At 66.2% G+C, this 22,739-nt stretch carries 18 protein-coding genes; 7 read left to right on the top strand and 11 right to left on the bottom strand.

What is annotated here, in order from left to right:
• Positions 1-55: 55 nt before the first annotated feature.
• On the top strand, positions 56-781 hold the full coding sequence (locus BLW00_RS19000; protein WP_092557115.1) for an IclR family transcriptional regulator: 726 nt from the start codon (positions 56-58) through the stop codon (positions 779-781).
• 294 nt (positions 782-1,075) lie between these two features.
• On the opposite strand, the gene BLW00_RS18995 is transcribed toward BLW00_RS19000, so the two are convergent.
• The 10 genes from BLW00_RS18995 to BLW00_RS18950 form a co-directional block, all read right to left on the bottom strand.
• Positions 1,076-2,089, bottom strand: a complete 1,014-nt coding sequence (locus BLW00_RS18995; RefSeq protein ID WP_092557113.1) for an amidohydrolase family protein — start codon at positions 2,087-2,089, stop codon at positions 1,076-1,078.
• A 5-nt stretch (positions 2,090-2,094) separates the two neighbouring features.
• Positions 2,095-2,847, bottom strand: coding sequence for an ABC transporter ATP-binding protein (locus BLW00_RS18990; RefSeq protein ID WP_322788349.1), 753 nt, complete (start codon positions 2,845-2,847; stop codon positions 2,095-2,097).
• 84 nt (positions 2,848-2,931) lie between these two features.
• Positions 2,932-4,083 (bottom strand): acyl-CoA dehydrogenase family protein, encoded by a 1,152-nt coding sequence (locus tag BLW00_RS18985; RefSeq protein ID WP_092557109.1) that lies wholly within the window; start codon positions 4,081-4,083, stop codon positions 2,932-2,934.
• Complete coding sequence (locus BLW00_RS18980; RefSeq protein WP_092557107.1) at positions 4,080-4,718, bottom strand: YceI family protein; 639 nt, start codon at positions 4,716-4,718, stop codon at positions 4,080-4,082. Before BLW00_RS18980 ends, BLW00_RS18985 begins: the two co-directional genes overlap by 4 nt.
• A gap of 166 nt (positions 4,719-4,884) precedes the next feature.
• Complete coding sequence (locus BLW00_RS18975; RefSeq protein WP_245741687.1) at positions 4,885-5,694, bottom strand: ABC transporter permease; 810 nt, start codon at positions 5,692-5,694, stop codon at positions 4,885-4,887.
• Positions 5,695-5,696: 2 nt separating this feature from the next.
• On the bottom strand, positions 5,697-6,524 hold the full coding sequence (locus BLW00_RS18970) for an ABC transporter permease (protein WP_092557103.1): 828 nt from the start codon (positions 6,522-6,524) through the stop codon (positions 5,697-5,699).
• An 86-nt stretch (positions 6,525-6,610) separates the two neighbouring features.
• A complete protein-coding gene (locus BLW00_RS18965; RefSeq protein ID WP_092557101.1) occupies positions 6,611-7,630 on the bottom strand; it encodes an ABC transporter substrate-binding protein in 1,020 nt (339 codons plus the stop codon).
• Positions 7,631-7,775: 145 nt separating this feature from the next.
• A complete protein-coding gene (locus BLW00_RS18960) occupies positions 7,776-8,330 on the bottom strand; it encodes a MarR family winged helix-turn-helix transcriptional regulator (protein ID WP_092557099.1) in 555 nt (184 codons plus the stop codon).
• 1,025 nt (positions 8,331-9,355) lie between these two features.
• The gene (locus BLW00_RS18955; RefSeq protein ID WP_092557097.1) at positions 9,356-10,060 is read right to left on the bottom strand and encodes an SDR family NAD(P)-dependent oxidoreductase; all 705 of its coding nucleotides are present in this window, start codon (positions 10,058-10,060) and stop codon (positions 9,356-9,358) included.
• Between the two features lie 180 nt (positions 10,061-10,240).
• A complete protein-coding gene (locus BLW00_RS18950) occupies positions 10,241-10,792 on the bottom strand; it encodes a flavin reductase family protein (RefSeq protein WP_092557095.1) in 552 nt (183 codons plus the stop codon).
• A gap of 267 nt (positions 10,793-11,059) precedes the next feature.
• On the opposite strand from BLW00_RS18950, the gene BLW00_RS18945 reads away from it, so the two are divergent.
• Positions 11,060-13,906, top strand: coding sequence for a carbohydrate-binding protein (locus BLW00_RS18945; protein WP_175494383.1), 2,847 nt, complete (start codon positions 11,060-11,062; stop codon positions 13,904-13,906).
• A gap of 20 nt (positions 13,907-13,926) precedes the next feature.
• Here BLW00_RS18945 and BLW00_RS18940 read toward each other — a convergent pair whose 3' ends face one another.
• Positions 13,927-14,580: a TetR/AcrR family transcriptional regulator gene (locus BLW00_RS18940; RefSeq protein ID WP_245741683.1), complete on the bottom strand. Its 654-nt coding sequence runs from the start codon at positions 14,578-14,580 to the stop codon at positions 13,927-13,929.
• Between the two features lie 162 nt (positions 14,581-14,742).
• Between BLW00_RS18940 and BLW00_RS18935 the strand changes: the two genes are divergently transcribed.
• The 5 genes from BLW00_RS18935 to BLW00_RS18915 all read left to right on the top strand — a co-directional run bounded on the left by BLW00_RS18935 (position 14,743) and on the right by BLW00_RS18915 (position 22,232).
• The gene (locus tag BLW00_RS18935) at positions 14,743-17,271 is read left to right on the top strand and encodes a beta-glucosidase family protein (protein ID WP_092557215.1); all 2,529 of its coding nucleotides are present in this window, start codon (positions 14,743-14,745) and stop codon (positions 17,269-17,271) included.
• A 17-nt stretch (positions 17,272-17,288) separates the two neighbouring features.
• Positions 17,289-18,521: an ABC transporter substrate-binding protein gene (locus BLW00_RS18930; RefSeq protein ID WP_175494381.1), complete on the top strand. Its 1,233-nt coding sequence runs from the start codon at positions 17,289-17,291 to the stop codon at positions 18,519-18,521.
• 122 nt (positions 18,522-18,643) lie between these two features.
• The gene (locus BLW00_RS18925) at positions 18,644-19,450 is read left to right on the top strand and encodes a carbohydrate ABC transporter permease (RefSeq protein ID WP_092557087.1); all 807 of its coding nucleotides are present in this window, start codon (positions 18,644-18,646) and stop codon (positions 19,448-19,450) included.
• Positions 19,447-20,358 carry a carbohydrate ABC transporter permease gene (locus BLW00_RS18920; RefSeq protein WP_092557085.1) on the top strand — a complete coding sequence of 304 codons (912 nt, stop codon included), beginning with the start codon at positions 19,447-19,449 and terminating at the stop codon, positions 20,356-20,358. The genes BLW00_RS18925 and BLW00_RS18920 overlap by 4 nt, the downstream gene beginning before the upstream one ends.
• Positions 20,355-22,232: a beta-galactosidase gene (locus BLW00_RS18915; RefSeq protein WP_092557083.1), complete on the top strand. Its 1,878-nt coding sequence runs from the start codon at positions 20,355-20,357 to the stop codon at positions 22,230-22,232. Before BLW00_RS18920 ends, BLW00_RS18915 begins: the two co-directional genes overlap by 4 nt.
• Positions 22,233-22,739 lie beyond the last annotated feature (507 nt).

Below are 22,739 nucleotides of genomic sequence, written 5' to 3'. Positions count from 1 at the left end.
TAATATTGAGTTGACGATATCCGAGCGCCACACGAAAAGCAACGGGAGCACCCTCATGCCGAAGATCTTCGACGACTCGAACACCTCGACGGACGCGCCGTCCCAGACGCTCAGCCGAGGCATCCGGGTGCTCGAGATCCTCGCCGATGCGCGGGTGCCACTGACCATCGACGCCATCACGGCGGAGCTCGGTGTGCACCGCTCTGTGGCCTATCGCTTCATCCGCACCCTGGAACAGCACGGGCTCGTCGAGCGAGACGCCGGCGGCCGCATCCGCCTCGGGGCGCGCCTCGCCGCCCTGGCCTCCGGCGTCGCGCACGACCTGCAGGCCGAGGCCCTGCCCGAACTCACGGCCGCCGCGAACGAGCTCGGCATGACCTGCTTCTTGGTCGTGCTCGACCACGAGGAGTGCGTGACACTGGCCAGCGTCGAACCGCGTCACGCCGTGGCGACCGTGGCCCAGCGGCCGGGCACGCGGCATCCGGTCACCGTCGGAGCTCCCGGCAAGGCCATTCTCACGCAGCTCTCCCCCGGCGCGTGGCCGGTGGGCACGGATGCCGCACTCGCGGCCGAAGTGCACATGGCTGCCCTGCGCGGCTGGGCCGAGAGCCAGAACGAAGTCATCCCGAGCCTGCACGCCGTCGCCGTCCCGCTCGCGCTGCGAGGCCGGAGACCCGCCGCCATCGCCGCCGTCTACCTGCCGACCGATCGCGAAGTCGCATCCGTCGCCGAACGCCTGATCGCATCGGCCACCGCCGTGCGCTCGGCGCTCGACGGGTAAGCCCTCCGGTCAGGAAACGAGGCTGACGGCCCCGGCCGCCGATCGGCGATGGTGGCGGCGTCGAAGGAGCATTCCTGGAGGAGCGTGAAGCTCCGTGGGACGTCTGCGCTGGACGGCGGAGTCGGCACTGAGCGCAGGGTCCGCGCGCTCGCCAGCTCAGGCATCCGGGCAATCGCTTCACGTGCGCCATCCAGTCTCGGCGATCCGGATTGCGAACGGGCGGTGCGGCTCCAGATCGGCTTCCGGAACCTCACCAGCAGTGCGAGGTCGCGGATGCGGGGAGACGGCGGGCGGTCACCGGGGGTCTCCCTGCAGCAGATGCCGCCGGAACAGCCGCTGGGCATTCTCGTTCAGGATCAGACGCTTCTCCTCGGGGCCGAGTGTGCCGTTCTGCTCCACGTGCGCCACGGCCCCGCTTGACGTCACGCCCGGACGGGCGTAGTCGCTGCCGAGCAGGATCCGGTCAGCGCCGAAGCGCTGAGCCGCCGTCGAGAGCACCAGAGGCTCCTCGAGCACGCTGGTGTCGTAGTAGAACTCCTTCAGATGCGGAAGGATGCCGCCCAATTCGGCGTAGCGCTGCGAGTCGTGCTGACGGAATCCCCGATCGAAGCGAGCCGCGAAGAAGGGCAGACTACCTCCGGTGGTCGCGAGCACGATCGACAGCCGGGGATACCGCCGCACGATACCCGCCACGACCAGGCGGACAGCCGCCACGGCGATCTCTGCCGGACTGACGAAGTCGGGCGCGATGTGGTGGTCGCGCGCTCCGGGGATGCCGTGGATCGCCGCGCCAGGATGGAGGAACACGATCGCCGATCGTTCGTCGAGGGCCGCCCAGATCTGCTCGAAATGCGGGTCGTCGAGCGGGATACCCGCGGCCGAGCAGCCGAGGCACACGCCGGCGAATCCGGGTTCGTCCAGGCGGTCCAGTTCACGCAGACTCTCCCGGACGAATGGCAGCGGCAGCGAGGCCAGGGCGAGGAACCTGTCCGGATGCTTCGCGGTCAACTCCGCTGCGAGATCGTTCGCGAGAACGCTGCCCTCCGCGGACCGGGCGGGGTCGCTGAAGTAGGGTTGCGCAGCTCCGAGACTCACCACCTGCAGATCGACCTGGCCCGCGTCCATGTCGGCGATCCGCCCGGCAATGTCGTCTCGATCCGGGCCCGTCTGCGCTCCGGCGGTCCGCTCGGCCGGCCGGTACAGCGACTTCAGCATCTGGAAGACCGGGATCTCCTCGAACGCGCCGAGCTCGCCCATCCGGTCGAAGTAGGCGGAAGGCGAGTAGTGAGCGTGGACGTCGATGCGCACGCGCGTCAACTCGCCGCAGGCAGGTCGCCAGCGTGCGTGGGCGTGCCCTGGGAGACGCCCTTCACCGACCGGAACACGTGCGCACGAAGGTGACCGAACTCCGGCAGTTCTTTTGTGGCGATCTGGTCCCGTTGGCCCGGGAAGGCGATCGCCACCTCCTCGACGACCTCGCTCGGCCGTGAACTCAACACGACCACCCGATCGGCGAGGTAGACCGCCTCATCGACATCATGGGTGACCAGCAGAATCGTCATACCGTAGCGCTGTCGCACCTGGAGCACGAGGTCTTCCAGGTCGGCACGGGTCTGAGCGTCGACCGAGGCGAAGGGCTCGTCCATGATCATGACATCAGGTCGGTACGCGATGGCGCGGGCGATGGCGACGCGCTGCTGCATTCCTCCCGAGAGCTGCCACGGATAGTGATCGAGAAACTCGCCCAGCCCGACCGATGCCGCCGACTCCTCGATCAGCCGGGAGCGCTCGGCCTTGTCCAGCTTCTTGTGTCGCAGAGGGAGCAGCAGGTTCTTCCGCACGGTCAGCCACGGCATCAGAGAGGAACGGTAGTCCTGAAACACCAGGGCCATGCCTTCCGGCGGCTGTGTGACCCGCCGTCCGGACAGGGTGACCACGCCGCTGGTCGCTGTCTGGAGGCCGGCGATCGTGCGCAGCAACGTCGTCTTTCCGCACCCGGAAGGACCGACGATGCACACGAACTCGCCTCGCTCGACGACGAACGAAATGCGGCCGAGCGCCTTCACCGCGCCGGACTTGCTCTCGAAGGTCTTCGAGAGGTTCTCAACGGAAAGCATGGGGTTCTCCTTGGTTGATTGCTGCGTTTGCGACTACGCGGTGACGAGTGAGGCGCGATCCTGCGCCTGCAGGAGGTGCTCGCCGTGCTGGGCGTAGTTCAGGTCACTGACCAGCACGTGCACCTGCGCTGCGGTGATGTCGCGAGCAACGGTCTCGAAGCCGTTGGGCAGGAAGAGGGCCTGACTGCCGGCGCGCTTGACGGCGAACGCGGCGCAACGCTGAGCGACCTCGGTGACGTAGGTCGCGATCGCGGGGAGCCCTGCCGTTGTGAGTTCCTCATCGGTGACGCTGTCATCGTCGGCACGCGCGAAGGCAGAGAAGGCCAGCACTTCTGCGGCCTCCAGTTCGAGGGTGAGACGGCTGAACTCGATCTGCACCGACTCCCGCTCACGTCGCGCCGGAGACTCGGCGAGCAATCGAGCCAGCAACCGCATCGCTCGGCGCGCCAGCCCGATGGCGATGGCTGCGTGCTCGTAGACCGCGAACACCCCTCCGATGTCGCGCGTGTAGTTGTGGCGGCCCCGGAGCTGGCGGCGCTCTCGATCGGGAGCCGTGCGGGAAGTCGGCACGAAGACGTCGACGAGCTCGAAGTCGGCACTCCCCGAACCCCGAAGACCCACCACGTTCCAGGTGGGGTGTATCCGGATGTCGCGGCGCGGAACGACGACCATCAGATCTTCGGAGGGGCTGGTGTCGGTTGTCGCAGTGCAGCGCACCCAGTCCGCGGCGTGCACGTTGCTGCAGAACCGCCACCGGCCGGTCACCCGGTAGCCTCCTTCGACGGTGACGGCCACTCCGGTCGCTGCGGCCACCGCCGCGCCGATCGGCGGGGTGTCACCGGCGAAGATCTCGGCGACACCGGCGTCGGAGATGAACTGGGCCATCCCACCGATGCCGTTGTTCGCCACCATGGTGCACCAAGCGCTTGCCGAGTCATACTCCGCCAGGCGGGCCAGCACGGCCATCTGGTCCGCGATCGGCAGATCCAGGCCGCCGAGTGTTTCCGGCACACGCATGTGCATCGCCCCGCTCTCACGCAACGCGGCCAGCGCCGGCTCGGCGAGCCTGCCTTGCGCCTCCGATTCGAGCGTGGTCGAGGCGAGCAGTTCGCCGAACGAATCGATCTTGCCAATCAGCTCGGCGGCGCTCCCCGCGAATCGGGTCGCATTGTCCGAGATGGTCATTTCGCCGGCTCCGAGATGCGGTCCAGTCCGTATTTGCCGGGGTCGGTGGTGAGGACTGCTTCGAGGTTGATCTCCACGTCGATCGTCCAGCCGAGCAGGCGGTTGCCGTCGCCCAGCGGCTTGACGGAGTCGACGATGCTCGTGTCGCGGGTCATCCCGAAGTCGCGGCGGTCGAGGGTCGTGTGTGCGATGAACCCGGCCCGGGTGCCGTACTCAGCCACCCGTCCGACGCCGATGAACCTGGTCTGCAGATCGACGGGGCGCGTCTTGCCCAGCACGGTCAGCTCCCCCCCGATGCGATAGTGGTCTGGCTCGGCCAGCGCGGTGACACGGGTGGAGTCGTAGGTGATCGTGGGGAAGCTCCCCGACGCCAGCAAATCGTCGAAAGTGCGCACTCGGTTGTCCCGGTACTCGAAGCCGCTCGTGAAGGACGCCGTCTTGATCTCGGCATGCACCTCGGAGTCTTCGGGCGAGTCGCCCACTGTGATGGCTCCGGAGAAGTCGAGGAAGGCGCATCGCACAGCCACCAGGGCGTGCCGGATCGTGAACGTCACCTGGCTGTGCGTGGGGTCGATCAGCCATTCGCCCGGCGTCCACGCCTCGGTACCCGGTACGGGGATCTCTTCTGTCGTCATGATGTTCCAATCGTTTTATCCGAGATTAGTTAGACATTTCATAGTTTGTCAATGAAGTACTTTGACTCATCGTGCTCGGCAGGGCCTGACATGATCCGCTCGGCGACGAGGGCAGAATCAGCGTCTGTGGGTTCTGCGTCGCGTGCGGTCAGATGATGCATGGTCGTTACTCCAGAGTGCTCGCGCGGGATCCGCGGTGCCAGGCCAGCACGCGCTTCTCCAGCGCAGTGAAGATGCCGTTGATCGAGTAGCCGACGATTCCGAGCAATACCACCCCGGCCCACAGCTGTGGCATCTTGAAGCTGCTTTGCGCGTTGACCAAGAAGAATCCGATCCCGGCTCCGCTTCCCGATCCAGATGCGCCGAAGAGTTCGCTCACGACGGCCACGATCAGCGCCACCGCGAGCGAAACCCGCAGACCGGCGAAGATCTGCGGCGAGGCGCTGGGAAGCAGGACGAAGCGGTAGCGATCGAACCCGGTGATGCGGTAGGCCCGCGCCGACTCGCGAATGGTGGGATCGAGCGATCGGGTGCCGTCCATCGCGTTGATGAGGATGGGCCACACGCTGGCGATCGCCACGAGAGTGATCTTCTGCGAGTCGCCCAGTCCGAGGAAGAGCGTGACGATCGGGATGAGAGTCACCCCGGGGAGCGATCGGAAGAAGTTGATGAACGGTAGCGCGGCCATCCTGGCGGTCAGATGCACGCCGAGCAGCACGCCTCCCACGATGCCGACCACGGCCGCGAAGCCGTAGCCGAGGAGGAACCTGCCCAGGGTGGGCAGCACATACTCGAACAACCCGGGCCCGAGGAAGCTGTTGACGAAGGCCTGGGCGATCGTGACGGGGTCGGGGAAGAAGAACGCGGATGTCGCCGACGCCTGCGGCAGGATGATCGCGGTCACGACCCACCAGATGATGACGATGACGATGGGCGACCCGATCTCGATGGCGGTTGCGACGTGACGGCGCTGCACGATCAACTCACGTCCTCTCGGTGGCTGGGGTGCCAGAACAGCACGATGCGTTCGATCCAGTTCATCGCGAAAACGAGCAGCATCCCGAGAGCACCGATGATCAGCACCATCGCGTACATGGCGGGGTAGTTGCCGACTTGGGAGTAGGAGCGCAGCATCGACCCGACACCGGAGCCGCCGCCAAGGATGAGTTCCGTGGAGACGGACACGAGCACGCTGATCACGATGAAGATGCGGATGGCCGTGGCGAGATAGCCCCCAGCGCTGGGCAGGACCACTCGGCCCAGGGTGCCCCATCGCCCCAGCCGGTAGCTCTGCGCGGTCTCGATCGCCACGGGATTGGTGTCTTGCACACCGTAGACGGCTTGAATGTAGAGGGGCGGGAACACCGTGAAGGCCACCAAGAAGATGCGCGCGTTGTCCGTGGGGCCGAGCATGAGAACGACCAGGGGAATCATCGCGACGGCCGGAGTGGAGCGAAGGAACTCGACCGTGAATCGCAGCGCCCGGTAGATGTAGAGGTTCCTCCCTGACACCAGCCCGAGGACGATGCCGAGACCGCCACCGATCAGGAAGCCGCCGAACGCGATCCCGATCGTGCTGCCCAGAGCCGACCAGAGGTACGGCCCGAGCAGGATTCCCACCAAGGCGTTCAGAATGCTCGGAATGCCGGGCAGGTAGGTCTCGCTGACGAGCACGCCGGAGATGGCGAACTCGTAGATGAGCGCGAAAACGACCACCGACGTGATGGGGACGACGTAGGGTCGCAGGGATCTCCAGGAGTTCGTTCGGTTTTCGCGTACGTGCGCGACGGAGGCAATGGCAGCCATTGAGGACCCTTTCCAGCCGGAACTGTTCGGTGTTCGCGGTACAGCCTTCCCGGCCGAACCCGAGCAGATGGGTCCGGCCGGAAAAGTCAGCAGAAGGCTATGTCGATGCCGTCGTAGAACAGGTCGTCAACGGTCACGTCGTGGACCCAGCCGTACTTGTTCATATAACTCAGGAGCGTCTCCGTCGCTTTCCGGTTGAAGCAACCGCTCCAGTGCGCGTTGATCGTCGCGGCAGTCGCGGCGTCCGGGACCTGCTGGGGGTAGTACGTGGGCAGGATCGCCCGCCATTCGTCGATGTTCGCGTCGGCGAATTCGGCGGACTCCGTGACAGCGTCGGCAAACGCGCGCACCGTCGGCAGATTCTGATTCGCCCACGCGTCGCTCGCCGCGAAGGCGAGGACGGGCTGGGCGAGCGCGAGGTCGAGCATGGGATCGCCGAGGGAACGGTAACCCGCGGCGTTGGCGGCTTGCACGAACTGCGACAATGCAAGGACGGCATCCACGTCGCCGTTTTCGAGCGCGGGGAGGGCGTCCGCGCTGCTGAGGACTACGAAGTCGACAGCATCTGGGTCGCCTCCATCATTCTCCACCGCGGCGCGTACCCAGAGGTCGCTGATGCAGTTGATGCAGGGCACCTGCACGCGCGCGCCTTCGAGGTCGGCGTAGGACTGGTAAGAGCTGTCGGGCTTGACGTACAGTCCGACGTTGTCATCAACCCTCTCCTCTGGCCCGGTCAGGGCGACCGAGACCCAGCTGACCGGGATGCCCTGGGAGGCAGCCAACGCCTGGACGCCGGGGTTGGTCGTGGCGAACTGGATGGTGTTCGAGAGAAGACTGGTGACGCCGATATCGCTCGTGGCGATGTCCGTGAATTCCAATTCGAGGTTGCGCTTCTCGAAGAAGCCCTGCTCCACACCGAGGTGGAGGAAGGCCAACGAGCTGGGGGGTTGGATGCCGACCTTTATCGTCGTCATCTCGGCGGGCATCTCCGCACCAGTCGACCCCGGAGTGCTGCTGGGCGTCGACGAGCACCCGATGAGCGCGGTTGCGATGGCGACAGCGCCGGCCGCTAGAGCCCATGGGCGAGCAGTCTTCCTAATGATCATGCTGACCTCCTTGTCAGTCCTGTGATTGCACACCCCTACGCAGAGGCACGAGGAGATCCTAAGCAGCAAACAACTTTGATGTCAATCGATTTGACCTCTGATTATGTCGTTGCGTACTAATTGCAATCCAGCGCATGGTCACCGGTCAGACCGCGCCCGCGACGCCTTCCGTTCCCGAGGCCATCGTGCGCAAGATAGCGATCAGCTTGCGCCTCTCGACCGCCGACAACACAGACGCCCACTCCGACTCGATCACCGTCATTTCGCTCATCAGTTCGGTCATCGCCCGCTCGCCCGCCGGGAGGATCCTGACGAGTTTCACTCGGCCATCGGCACTGTCGTCAGGACTATCGACCGCCACATGGCCATTCCGCCGGAGGGTCCGCAGCACGCTGGATACGCTGGACGGGCTGACCTGAGTGAAGCGGGCCAACTCGCTCGGCGTCGTGGACCCCACCGTGGCGAGCGCGATCAGGATGCGGACATGCGCAATCGAGACACCGGCCGGCTGGTAGACCCGAGCATCCATCTGGAGCCGCATCGTCGCCGCCATCCGCTGCACAGCCACGCCGAGAAGGTAGGGTTCCGGGTCCACCTCAGGGAAGTGGCGCGCATACATCTCGCCAAGGAGGCGCTGATACTCACCCTCGTGAACATCCGCCGTGGGGGGAATCGGCCCAGCGTTCCGCGTCTCTGCCACAGTGCTCCATTCATCGTTCGCGATTGCGCCATATACTACAGCGGGTTGACATAATTAGCTTTCGAAGTAGATCGGCCCGGCGCTCACAGCAAGCGGTCGCCGCCGCCTTGGGCATCGAGATGGTCGTCGCGAGCGGCACCGACCCTGCTCTCGCCACGTACGTTGCTCGTAGGCGAGGGGCATCCGCGTGCAGCAAGGAGCCCACGGATAGTCCTAGTTGCGCGGCCAGCTCGGCGAGCAACTTCAGCTAAGGATGCATCTTGCCGGTTTCGATCTGCTAGGGCCCACTCGCTGAACACCCCGCCGGCCTCGCCAATGCGAGGAGGCTCCGACCCCTGCCTATCCGCGCCCGTCGTATCCGGTGCCCAATGACCCTACGAGCATCTCGCCTCGCGTCGGCGCCGCGTCGAGTTCGAGAAGGTTCATTGTTACGCAATCCCATCCAGCAGCTTGCACGTGCCGGATTCTGCTCTGGCGCGGTCGAGCATGACGCCACCGAACCTGACGGGAAGTGCCTCACGTTCGATCTGGAACGGGTCCTTCCGATGAGAATCGCACCGAGGCGCTCGGCCGGCCGCTTGAGCCCCCACCCTTCGGCCAGACCTCACATCGACCGGCGAGGTCTGTGCAGGCCTCCGTCGCCGCGCGAGACAGCGGGCCATGTCTCCATGGACACTGCAGCGCGAACAAGCCCCTCCGGCCCTGGATCTACCGTTGCTGGCAGTTGCTCGACACGTGATCCGCGCCGCCTGAGTTGCATCAGCAGCCACTCAGGCTCGATTGCCGCGGTAGAGCCATCGATGAGGAGACCGACGCGCTCCGATCGCAGACAAGAATCGACTTGCTCGGATGTGAGGCCAGTTGCCTCCACCCGAAGTTCATCCCCATCGTCGGTGAGCAGGAGCGCACAGCGCGCCAGTCCCCAGGAAGCTATGTGTACGGCGATCAGCACGTCCGCCGCCCATCCGTACGCGCAAGCGGAAGCCCCTCCGACCGCTGCGAGCGACGGGCGGGACTCCCGCCGTTCATGCGGATAGGGTGGCGCGGTTGACGTGCACCGTTGCGTCCGAAACACCCGTGTTGTCAAGCAAGAACAGTGCACTTCCGACGACGTCATTGACGGTCGCCAGTTCGCCCCCGGGGGTGCGGGACCGGTAGCCCTCGAGCGCCGCCGCCTTGTCAGCCCAGAACGGGCTGTCGCCGATGATGCCGGGATGCAGCACGTTCACTCTGATTGGTGCCAGCTCGCCGGCGAGCGCGATAGCCATGCCTTCGATACCGCCGTTCACGGTCGAGACCGTGAGCGAACCCGGATACGGGCGATAGCGCGCGATGCCGCCGAACAGCACGATACCGGTGGCCACCGACGCCTCGAGTCGGTCGACCAGCGAATGGACAACCTCAAGGTAGCCGACGAGCTTGATGGTGGCGGTGCGTCCGGCGCGATCGATGTCGAAAGCTCGCACGGTGTTGGAGTCGCGCTCGATTGCCGAGAGCACGAGGCCGTGCACCGTGCCGACCGATTCGAGACTGCGCGCGATCGAGTGCGGGTCGGCCAGATCCAGTGCTATGCCGGTGGCTTTCGGGCCCAACTCGGTGGCAATGTCCCGGGCGCGGACCTCTTCGCGCCCAGTCAATACAACCCGGTCGCCGCGGTCAATCAGCCCTCGGGCGAGCTTGAGTCCGATCCCGCTTGTGCCGCCGATTACTACTACGGTGCGTCCAGTCATGGGGTTTCCTTTCAGAGAGATGATGCACGCGACACGCGCCGCGGGCTCGGGCCCGCCCTAGTCGGCGTTCGAAATGCTGACGGAAGCACTCGACCGCTGGAACCGCGGATGAGCGAGGGTGTGGGTCGACAGCCGGCTAACTCGATTGGTCCGGGCCGTGGCCCGCACGCATGAATTCGTTCATCCGGCGATGGTCGATGCACCATCGAGCGCATGCCAGGTTCGGTTGTGGTAGACGAGGGGGCGCGCGACAGACACTCCTTGATTACGCACGTCGAGAGCCTTCACGATGATGAGGGTCGAAGCGCCTGCATCGAGTTGGTTGACGATCTGACCACGCAGCGTCGTCTTCACCCCTTCGAAGTACGGTTCGCCGGTATCGAGGCGGCTCCATGGAATGGAGCCATCGAATCGATCGGCGCCGCTCGTTGCGCACAGACGCGCAAGTTCGAGGTCATCGGAAGTCAACATATGCACCACGAGGGTCTCGGCCGAACGGATGCTGGCGGTGCTGGATGACAGCGCCGAAGCCGAGAAGACCAGAAGTGGAGGTACGGCGCTCACCGAGAACAGAGAACTGACCGTCATTGCCGCAGGGCCGTTCTCGCCCTGGGCAGTCACCACCGCCACTCCAGCGGGGTGGGAGCGGAATGCGCCCTTGAACTCCTCGGGCGACAGATCTGAAACGCTCTCCGCGATGTGCTGGAACGCATTCCTATCAGTCACTGACATGACATGCCTCGCAATCGATCGGCCCCGGCTCCGATGCCCGGGCATATCTCAGATAGTACTTGGCCTTCTAATCATTAGCAATCCAAGTAGTTGAATGAGTTGACGCTCGGGAGAAATTAACTTGCAGACAAGTTAGTAAGTAAAGGAGAATCGCGGCATCGACAACGATGTTTGGAAAGGGAATCCGTGTATCAGTCTCATCGCCCTCTGGCTCGAGCCGCGGGCATAGCCGCGTCTGCAGCCCTCGTCGCAGCGAGCGTCACTCTCGTGGCGCAGCCCGCGAACGCCGCTCCGACCGTGCACAACTGGCAGACGTCGCAGGGAGGGGATCGCCTCACCGCCAAGAGCGACCTCAGCTTCGCGGCCGATACGAGCGCACCCGACATCCTCGTCGACCCGACCCAGCAATACCAGTCGATCGACGGCTTCGGCGGGGCGTTCAACGAGGCCGGCTGGAACGTGCTGAGCCGCAGCAACGTGACATCCACTCAGCGCAACGCCGTTCTCGACCAGCTCTTCAACCCCACCGCCGGCGCCGGATTCACACTCACCCGCACCGCGATGGGGTCGAACGACTTCTCCCCCACGCACTACAGCTACGACGACGTCTCGAGCGGAACCGACTTCGGCCTCGCGAACTTCTCGGTCGCGCACGACGAGGCGACGCTGATCCCGTACATCCAGGCAGCGAAGACCCATGGCGCGTTCCGCGTCATGGCGTCACCCTGGACAGCGCCCGGCTGGATGAAGGACAACAACTCCCTCATCGGCGGCGGCAGCCTCATCCCCCCGTCGACCGACCCACGCTACTACCAGGCCTACGCGGACTACTTCAGCAAGTATGTGCAGGCCTACGCGGCGCACGGCATCACCATCGACGACGTCAGCATCCAGAACGAGCCGCTCAACCCGGCCAAGTTCGAGTCGACCGTCTACACCCCCGCGTCGATGGCGGCGTTCATCGCCGACTACCTCGGCCCGACCTTCGTGCGCGACAGCATCGGGGCGCGCATCCGGGGTTACGAACACAACCGCGACACGGTCTCGTTCCCCATCGACATGCTGGCGAACGCCGGAACTCTTCCCTATGTGGCCGGCGTCGACTTCCACCCCTATGAATGCGACTTCCCACCCCAGACCTACTGCTCGGCACCGAACCTGGGGGTGTTCAACGAGGCCCGGCCCGGGTATTCCACCTGGATGTCCGAACACACCGACCTCGGCATCCCGAACGCCGCCGACTATCCGGGCGACGAGCGCTGGGGCGGCGAGATCGTCGACGAGATGCTGGCTGGCGAAGGCGGCTACATCTACTGGAACATGGTGCTCGATCAGACCGGCGGTCCGTTCTCGAGCCTCAGTGACGCTCAGGAACCGCTCGTGATCGTCGACACCAGCGGAAGCGCTGCGACCGTGAGCTACATGCCGAAGTTCTACGAGCTCGCGCAGTTCTCGAAGTTCGTGCGCCCCGGAGCTTTCCGGATCGGAACGAGCGGCGGTGTTCAGAACGACGGCATCAAGTCCACGGCCTTCAAGAACCCCGATGGCTCGGAGGTGCTGGTGGTCGTGAACACCACCGGCAGCGCCAAGTCGATCAAGGTCGGGGAGGCAGGGAGCACGTTCACCCAGACCGTGGCCGCCCATTCGACCAACACGTTCACGTGGTCGGCCTCGGTCAACACCTATCACGTCATCGCGGGCAGCACCGGAACCTGGGGCGCCGTCAACGGCGACGACTACACCGCCGACACCGGCTTCACGGGCGGCGGCACCGCCGTCAACGCTCATGCCATCGACGGCAGCGCCGACGACCCGCTCTACCAGTCGGAGCGCAATGGCGCGAGCTTCAGCTACGCGTTCGGCGTACCGGCGGGTCGCTACCGGGTCGGATTGAAACTGGCGGAGACGTTCCACACGGCTGCGGGCCAGCGCGTCTTCTCCGTCACCGGCGAGGGCACGACGCGCATCGCCAACCTCGACCTCTTCTCGGCCGCGGGCGGAAAGGACAAGGCGCTGGATCGCAGTTTCGACCTCGCGGTCACCGACGGAACGCTCAACCTGGGCTTCGCGTCATCCGTCGACCTGGCCAAGGTCGACGCGATCTCGGTCACTCCCCTGCCGAGCACCGGCGAGCAGTTCCGCTCGACGGTCACGGCCGGCGTTCCGGCCGGGTTCAGCACGGGCACCGGCAGCATCCCGGGGTACGTCTTCGCCCAGGACTACAACACCGGCGGCGAAGGAGTGGGCTACCACTTCTCGACCGCGGGGGGCACGGATGCCACGTACCGACCCGATGCGACCCACCTGGAGGTGTGCACGGGCGACAGCTACTGCGGTGACAACGTGGGCTGGCTCGCCGATGGCGACTGGCTCAACTACACCAGCACCGTGAACGTCAGCGGACGCTACGACCTGCACGCCCGGGTCGCGAGCAACACCACCGGTGGCACGTTCAGCATCGACCTCGACGGTCGTCCGTGGATCACGACGCAGTCGGTGCCGAACACCGGCGGAACCCAGACCTGGCAATCGGTGAACATCGACAACGTCAGTCTCCCGTTGGGCAAGCACACCTTCACCGTGCGGGTGGGCAAGGGCGGGTTCAACCTGCACGCCGTGGAGTTCTCGAAGATCTTCGACCTCGCCCCCTCGGGGTCGACGAAGATCGAGGCCGAGTGGTATGCCGCCGGAGGTGAGGGCACCGGCAGTCACGATGCGACGGCCGGCAACTCGTTCACGAACCCCTACCGCGGCTACCTCCGGGGCGGTGACACCGACATCGAGATCTCGAGCTCCGGGAACTTCGACGTCGGCAACACCGAGAACGGCGAATGGCTGAAGTTCGTGGTGTTCAACCCCACGGCGAAGACCTACACGGCAGGGCTCCGTGCCGCCTCCGGTTTCGCAACCGGGCAGGTGCGGTACGACCTCGACACCGTCGGCAACACGGTCGGGTCGACCACGTCGATCCCGAACACGTCGACCTCGACCACGGCCGGTTGGCAGATCTTCACGACGGTCAACACCAGCGTGACGATTCCGGCCGGGTACCACGCTCTCTACGTCTACGTGGTGAACGGCGGTTTCAACATCGATTCGCTGACACTCAGCTGATCGCTCCCCGCGGGGGCTGCTCAGGCCGGAGCAGCCCCCGCGGCCTCCTCGCGCAGCTGCGCGATGACGGCATCGATGCCGTGACGCACGGCATCGGACATGTCGACGGCATCGGGCTGCAGAAGCCACTGGGTCTGCAGGCCGTCCATGAGGGCGATGATGGTCGAGGCCGCCAGTTGCAGGCGCGCGTCAGGGATGCCGGGCACGACCTCGTGCAGCGCTTTGACGACCATCGCTCGCAGACCGACGAACCGGCTCCGGAAATACTCCTGGGCCGGATGACCCTCGGTCACCGAATCGGCACTCAGCACGGTGTAGAGCTGAACGACACCGGGGCGTTCGCTGTTCACGCGGACCGTGCGCACCAGGTGGTCGAACAACGCGGCCCCCTCGGGAAGGTGCTTGCCCTCCAGGGCGGCCACGTCGGCATCGTCGCGATACTCCAGCATCGCGACCAGGAGCTGGTCTTTCGAACCGAAGTGGTGCAGCACACCCGCGTGGCTGATGCCCACCTGCTCCCCGATCTCGAGCAGCGAGCCGTTGTCGTAACCCCGAGTCGCGAAGATCTCCATCGCCGCCTCGAGAATGCGCTGACGCTTCTCGAGCGTCTCCGGGCGCGGCTTGGCGACCCGCGCCCCAACCGGAACAGTCGGGGTTCCTCTGCCTCGAACCACCATGGCCTCCTCTCACGCGCTTGGAGCCTACTTTATGACAGGTCAGCAATCAGCACGGCTGTCGAGGAGATTTAACTTGCGTACAGGTCAGTAAGTATTGCTATCCTCGTCTCAGCGGCAGAGCGCCGCACGGAACGCAGTCGTTCCGTGATGGGAGTGAAGATGTCCTCACAGGTACTGGGCGGATCGACCGAGCGGCAGGCTCCGGACGCGGAGACACTGGGCGACCGCGTTGCGCTTCTGACGGGAGCGACGTCGTGGACACTGCATCCGCTCCCCTCGCGAGACCTGCGCTCCCTCGTGCTCTCCGACGGGCCGATCGGTGTCCGCGGTGTCGACGAAGACACCCGGCCCTCGGCGCAGCTGCCGTCGCCGTCTGCATGGGCCGCCACGTTCGACCGAGACCTCGTTCGCCGGCTGGGAGTCCTGCTCGGCGGAGAGGCCAGGCGCAAGGGGGTCGACGTGGTTCTCGCACCGGTCATCAACCTGCAGAGAACCCCGTTCGGCGGTCGCCACTTCGAAGCGCTGTCCGAAGATCCTTTCCTCACGGGCGAGATCGCCGGCGAAGTCATCCACTCGGTGCAGCAGTGCGGTGTGGCGATGTGTGCGAAGCACTACCTGGGCAACGAGAGCGAAACAGAACGCACCACCTACCTCGCCGGCATTCCGGAGCGGGCCCTGCGTGAGGTGTACCTCGCACCCTTCGAGCGAGTGGTGAAAGACGCACAGGTCTGGACCGTCATGGCCGCGTACAACGGCGTCGACGACGGCGTCCTGGCTGCCCCGGCCACAGAACACGGTTCGCTGGTGCTCGGCATCCTCAAAGGCGAGTGGGGATTCGACGGCGTGGTGATGAGCGACTGGCTCGCGACCACCACCACCACAGCCTCCGCGCTCGGCGGCCTCGATCTCGTGATGCCCGGGCCGGACGGCCCGTGGGGTGCGGCACTGGAGGAGGCTGTTCGCAACGGACTCGTCGACGAGACGGTGATCGACGACAAAGTCGAACGCATCGTGCGCTTGGGCCGGCGCGTCGGCGCCGTCGGCGGAGCGCCCGTTCCTTTCGCTCCTCAGGATCTGCCGGTGCAGGCGGAGACGCGGGCCCTCCTTCGTGAGGCGGTCGCCCGCGCCACTGTCGTGCTGGGCAATGACGGTCTGCTTCCCCTCGTGCCGGCCGAGGTCGCATCCATCGCTCTGATCGGGCCCAACGCCGTCGATCCGTTCGTGCAGGGAGGGGGCAGCGCCTTCGTCACGGCGCCGCTGCTCGTCTCGCCCGAAGAGGGATTGCACGAGACCTTCCCCGAGGCCGGCATCTCCCTTCACCGCGGCACCTCGGGGCGGCGGTTCCCGAAGCCGATCGACGCCGATTTCGTCAGCACGCCTGACGGAGCGCCCGGATACCGGCTCTCGCTGTTCGACGCGAACGGCCGTCTCGTCGACGGCCCCCGCGTGGTGAAGGCCGGCGAGGGATGGAACCGCGGCATCCCGACCGACGCGGTCGAAGCACTCATCCAGACCCGAGTGCATCTCGGCCCGGGACGTCACCGACTGCAGGTCGGCGTCTCGGGCGCACACCGTATCGCCATCGACGACGAGGTCGTTTCGCAGTCCGAACGGATCGCCGACCACGACGTCATACTGGACTCCTCGGCGAACCATCCCGCGGGCCCCTCCGTGGAGATCGAGGTCGACGACGCCGACGGCCGCGACATCTCGATCGAATCCCGGCAGCAGGTCGTCGATGCCGGCGCTTACGGACGCTTCGTGCGGTTCGTCCTCCGACACGAGCTGCAGCACCTGACCCCGGATGTCGAGATGGACCAGGCGGTCGCCGCAGCTCGAGCCGCCGAAGTCGCCGTGGTCATCGTCGGCACGAACGAGGAGACCGAGTCCGAGGGCTGGGATCGCACGACGCTGGCTCTGCCCGGCCGACAGAACGAGCTCGTCGAGCGAGTGCTCGCTGCGAACCCGCGCACCGTCGTGGTGGTGAATGCCGGCGCTCCGGTGATCCTGCCGTGGCTCGACCGCGCACGAGCCGTGCTCTGGTGGTGGCTGCCCGGGCAGGAGGCGGGCGGAGGCCTCGCCGATGCCCTGAGCGGCGCCACCGAACCGAGCGGTCGGCTGCCGTGGACCCTCCCCCGCGACGAAGCGGACGTCCCCGTCACGACGACGATCCCGGTCGACGGTCGGATCGACTACACCGAAGGCATCCACGTCGGGCATCGGGAATGGGACCGCCGCGGACTCCAACCGGCGCGAGAGTTCGGCGCCGGCCTCGGCTACGGCTCCTGGCTCTACGAGACGCTCACGGTCGAAGGATCACTCGACGACCTCCGCACGCGTGTCGCCGTCACGAACGTCGCCGCACGCGACGCCCGGGAGACCGTGCAGATCTACCTGGAGGCTCCAGGATCTCCCGTCGACCGACCGTCACGCTGGCTCTCCGGCTTCGCCACAGTTCAGGTGCCGGCCGGCGCGACCCGCGAAGTCGACATCGCCATCCGCCGACGCGCCTTCGAGACCTGGAACACCGAACGGCACGAGTGGGAGATCCCCGACGGCCGCTACGTGGTCCACGCGGCGCACTCCAGCCGAGATCTGCGCCTCACCCGGGCGATAACGATCACAGACCAATCAATCGCAGCACCCGCAGAAGCACCACCCGCACTACCCGCAAACGAATACAACTAATGCAAGGAGGCATTTCCATGAAGAAGATGACCCAAGGGTTGGCCCTATTGGCCGCCGCCCCGCTGGTGCTCGCCGGCCTGGCCGGCTGCTCCTCGTCGGGCGGCTCCGGCGACGGGCCCGTCACGATCACCTTCCAGGAGCAGTTCACCGACGCCGAGACCGCGGAGTTCACCGAGTTGCTCAAGCAGTTCGAAGAGGCGAACCCCGACATCGACGTCAAGCTGATCCGCGACAACGACTCGAGCTACTACGACAAGCTCACGACGCAGATCACGGGCGGCAAAGGTCCCGATCTGGTGCGCGTCGAGCCGCCCCGCGCGTCGCAGTTCATCGCGTCGGGGTGGGCGCTTCCGCTCGGCGATGCGGCCGGCTCTCCCGACGACTACTTCCCCGCCAGCCTGGATGCGATCACGAAGGACGGGGAGCTCTACGGCGTGCCGGTCGACGTGTCGGCCCTGGCGCTCTTCTACCGCACCGACCTGTTCGAAGCAGCCGGCATCACCGAGCCGCCGGCCACCTGGGAGGAGTTCACCGCTGACGCGGAGAAGCTCACCTCGGGCGACGCGCACGGCGTCGGCCTCTTCGGCGGCTGGGGCGGTTTCGAGTTCTACCCGTGGCTTTGGCAGTCGGGGGCGCAGGTGCTGAACGACGACCAGACCGAGGCGGTGTTCAACTCCCCCGACGCGGTACGCGCTCTCCAGCTCTGGGTCGACCTGCAGAAGTCGGCGATGCCCGCCGGAATGGCGACCGCCACCGAAGACGACCTCAAGGGCCCGTTCATCGCCGGCGATCTCGGCATGATGACCTCCGGCCCGTGGATGATCCCCGCGCTGCAGGATGCGAACATCGACGGCAAATGGGCCATCGCCCCCCTGCCGGCCGACAAGGAGGCCGCGACCGTGCTCGGAGGTCTCGACCTCCTCGTGCTCAAGAACAGCGAGCACCCGGAGCAGGCCAAGACGTTCGTGTCGTGGCTGATGCAGGACGAGGTGCAGAAGGAATGGGCCAGCGCCCTCGGCTACCTGCCCGTGAAGGCCTCGCTCTACGAGGACCCCACGTTCAAGGACGACCCGTCGATCAGCGCCTTCTCGGCCGTGCTCGACCAGGCTCGCTCGCGTCCGACCGTTCCGCAGGCCGGCGACATCGACACCGCGCTGGGTGAGGCCGTCCAGGCCGCGCTCTCGGGCTCGAAGTCGCCCCAGGAAGCCCTCGACGCAGCCGTCGAGGCCTCGAACAAGGCGCTTCAGTGACGCAATCCGCCCCAACCCTCGCGGCCCGGATCCCTCGATCCGGGCCGCGAGGCGCGCGTTCCCACCATTCGGCAACGCCGTACCTCTTTCTTCTTCCCGCCCTCGCAGCCGTCGGGATCTTCGTGGTCTACCCGATCGTCACGGTCGCGGTGCAGAGCTTCTTCGACATCAACCCGGTGAAGCACGAGGGCTGGAACTTCATCGGCGTGCAGAACTACCTCGACGCCTTCGCCGACTCCGCCGTGTGGGGCGTCTTCCTCAACAGCATCGTCTGGACCATCGGATCGGTGGGCCTCCAGCTCCTCGTGGCCATGGCCGGCGCCCTCCTCCTGCAACAGCTCGCCGGCGCGCGCCTCCTGCGAGCCATCTTGGTGCTCCCCTGGGCCACCCCGGTCGTGGTCGGCGCCCTGGCCTGGAAACTCATCTACCAGCCCGACTACGGCCTCATCAATCAGCTGCTCGGCGGCATCGGCTTCACCGACGTGCAGCACGCCTGGCTCGCCGATCCGGCGACAGCACTCGGAGCCGTGGTGATCGCCAACGTGTGGCGCGGGTTCCCATTCATCATGGTGCTTCTCATCGCGGGCATGGCCTCCATCCCGCCCGAGCTCTACGAGGCCGCCGGTGTCGACGGTGCGAGCTGGGGTCGAGCCTTCCGCAGCATCACCCTTCCCCTGCTGAAGCCGATGCTGCTCACGAGCACGCTGATGGCCCTCATCTGGACCTTCAACAACTTCAGCCTCATCTACGTGATGACCGGAGGTGGCCCTGCCGGCGCCACCGACATCCTCACCACCTTCGTCTACAAGAACGCTTTCAGCAGCTTCGACTTCGGTTACGCATCCGCGCTGTCGATGATCCTCTTCGCCATCGTCGCCCTCGGATCGGCGCTCTACATCCGAGCGTTCGGAAAGGAGGCCCTCTCATGACGGCCACGCTGTCCTCACGCCCTGTGGCCGATCGAGTCCGCACCGATGGCTCCGACCGACCCGCGCGACCCCGTCGTCGCCGCCGGCCGACCCTGAAGCGGGTTCTGCTCTGGCTGGGAGCGATCGCCCTGGCGTTCTTCGCTCTTCTCCCGATGCTCGGCATCCTGTCGGATGCCTTCAAGTCGAAGACCGAGCTCTATGAGAACCCCGGTGGTCTCATCCCGCTGGCACCGACCTTCGAGAACTTCACCTACGTCGTGGGCCGCGGCAACTTCCTGGCCTGGCTCGGAAACTCCGTGCTCGTCAGCGTCTGCACCGTGGCGATCGGTCTTCTCATCGGTGTGATGGCCGGATACGCCCTCTCGCGATTCCAGTTCCGCGGCAAGCTGGCGATCATCATCGGCCTCCTCGCCACCCAGATGTTCCCTTCGGTGCTGCTCATCATCCCGTTGTTCAACATCGTGACGGGCCTCAACCTGATCGACACCCCGTGGGCGCTCGTGCTCGCGCAGGTCAGTGCCACCGCACCCTTGTCCGCCTGGCTCATGAAGACGGCCTTCGACCAGGTGCCGAAGGAGATCGACGAGGCGGCCCGCATCGACGGCTGCAATCAGTTCGGAGCGATGTGGTACGCCGCTCTTCCGGCCGCCCGCCCCGGAGTGGTCGCGGCCGGAATCTTCATCTTCATCGGGTCGTGGGAGGAATTCACCTTCGCCCTGACGTTCACGAACAGCGACGAGAACCGCACGCTGCCGGTCGGCTTGTCCCAGCTCTCCAGCGCCTACGAGGTCTCGTGGAACCAGCTGGCCGCCATGTCGATCCTGGTCGCCATCCCGAGCATCATCCTGTTCGGCATCATCCAGAAGTGGCTGGTCGCCGGCAACGCAGCGGGCGGGGTGAAGGGATGACCGCGATCCGCGTCGAGAACGGCCTGGTGCACGTCGGCGACCGCGCCTTCCCACTGATCGCCGGCGAGATCCAATTCTGGCGAATGGACCCTGAGACCTGGGGGCCCGCCGTGCGGGCCGCCCGCGACGCCGGAATCACCGTCGTGAGCACCTACCTCTCCTGGCGCCGCCACGAGCCGACACCCGGCGGGCTCTCGTTCGCGGGCGAGGAAGATCCACGGCTCGACGTCCGTCGCTTCCTGCAGATCTGCGCCGACGAAGAGATGTTCGTGCAACTGAAGCCCGGCCCATGGATCTGTGCCGAGGAGCCGGGCGGCGGCTACCCCGATTGGCTCCTGGAGAGAACCGAGTTGCTCGCCTGCGACGACGCCGGCGAGGTGGTGATCGGGTACAACCCGCCGTTCCAACATCCTGTGCCGAGCTACGCGCATCCGGACTACCTCGCCGAAGTGCGCGCCTGGTTCGGCGCGGTCTGGGACGCCGTGCGCGGTCAGGTCTATCCGGCCGGGCCGATCATCGCCCTCCAGCTCGACAACGAGCCGAGCATCTGCTTTCAGGACTCGCTGTACGGAGCCGACTACAGCGACAGTGCCCTCGCAGGCTTTCGCAGCTGGCTTCGCGAGCGCTACAGAGACGACCCGGAGCGGCTGCTCGCCGGCTGGGGCGTAGATCCGGGAGCCGTAGGCAGCGTGGAGCCGCCCCGTCGCCCCGATGCCGTGGCGTCGATCACCGCTCCCGCCCGGGTGCGCGACTGGATCGAGTTCAAGACATCGGCGACCGGCGACTACCTCGCAGCGCTTCAGACCATGCACCGCGAACTCGGCGGCGAAGGCCTGCTCTACACCGTGAACCTCGTGACGCACCCGGTGCACGACGTCCCGGTGGCGCACTCGGCCATCCGGGCGGCGACCGGCGCGGCCATCGGCGAGGACCACTACTACATCCCTCCGCTGGACGCCGCCGACCTGCATCGGCTGGCCCGGTCGGCGGCAACCGCCCGTTCCGCCGGCGAGCCGCTGCCCTGGGTGCCCGAGCTCCAGGCGGGCATCTGGCGATCGCCGGGTGAAGACGTGCGCTACCCCGACCCGACGCCGCTCGAGCAGGAGATCTGGTGGGGAGCGGCGATCGCCCTCGGCTTCGCCGGCGCGAATCTCTACATGCTCGCCGACCGCGAGAACTGGGAGTATGCGCCCCTGTCCTCCGACGGGCAGCGCAGTCCGTTCTTCCGGCCCATCGCACGACTTCGGCTACTCTCCCGGTTCCACCCCGACGCACTCACACTGCCCGCGTTGCCCAGCGTGGTCGTCGCCTGGCACCGCCAGGATGCCTACGACGCCTACGCAGTGACCGGCACCTCGCGACTCCCCGACGTTCCCTGGCACGACGAGACCGCAGCTCGGGCCTACACCGCCTGGGATGAGACGCTCGCCGCGCTCACCGCACGCGGCGTCTCGTACGACCTCTGGGACAGCGCCGGCGAACTCCCGGCTCCCGCGGGCGCTCCGCTCGTGGTGCCCCCGCATTCCGGTGTGCCGGTTCACCTTCTTGACGCGGTCGCGCGCAGCGGTCGCGCGGTCATCCGTCTCGATGACGATCTCGCGGATCTCGATCGGGTGATCGAGGGCATGCCGCACATCGTCACAGCATCGGGGCGAGTCGGGGAGACGCTCGTGTCCGTGCGCGACAGACGGACGGGCTCGATCGTGCACGTGGTGCACTGGGGCGGCGGATGCACGGGGGCGCGACTGCGGCTGCCGGGCGTCGAGGGCCGCCGCGTCCGGGAGATCGGAGTGGAGGGCTCCACGTGGAGCGATCCCGAGACCATGCGGTTCGCGCTCGTGCCAGGTCACCGCGTGTTTCTGGTGGAGCGCTGAGCAGGCCCCGAGAACGCTCGACGCCGCTGCGGCATCCCAGCTCTACGCGAGGTGGGGCGCAGGTGTTCCTGGCTAGCGAGCTTTCAGCACCGCAAATGGGGACCAAACCGACGCAGGCACCCGGGATCTGACCACAGGCGACGTACCGCCGAGCGCGCCTCGGCGCCCTCCCCTGCGCGGATTGGTCCCGCTGTCTCCGCGAGAAACAGGCCACGTCTGGTCCCCCTCGCAACTGCGGCAAGGACGAGACACGGTGTGGATCGAAGCAACCATGGCTTATGGGACCAGAACACTGTGGGCCCGGAAAAGACGAAGCCCAGGCGAGAAGACTGCTTCTCACCAGGGCTTTCCGTCGGGCTGACAGGATTTGAACCTAAGACCCCTTGACCCCCAGGTAGACGGTTCAGACGGATTCTTTGGTTTTCCGGGCATCTCTGCCCCAAACGGTGTCATTTCACGTCATGGCTTGCATGCATTGCATGGTTCTGGTCCCGGTTTGGTCCCGGC

This window comes from Herbiconiux ginsengi (assembly GCF_900107435.1).
In the GTDB taxonomy this organism is placed as follows: Bacteria; Actinomycetota; Actinomycetes; order Actinomycetales; family Microbacteriaceae; genus Herbiconiux; species Herbiconiux ginsengi.
The sequence above is the reverse complement of the archived record's forward strand: the minus strand, read 5'-3'. Positions and strand labels throughout refer to the sequence as shown.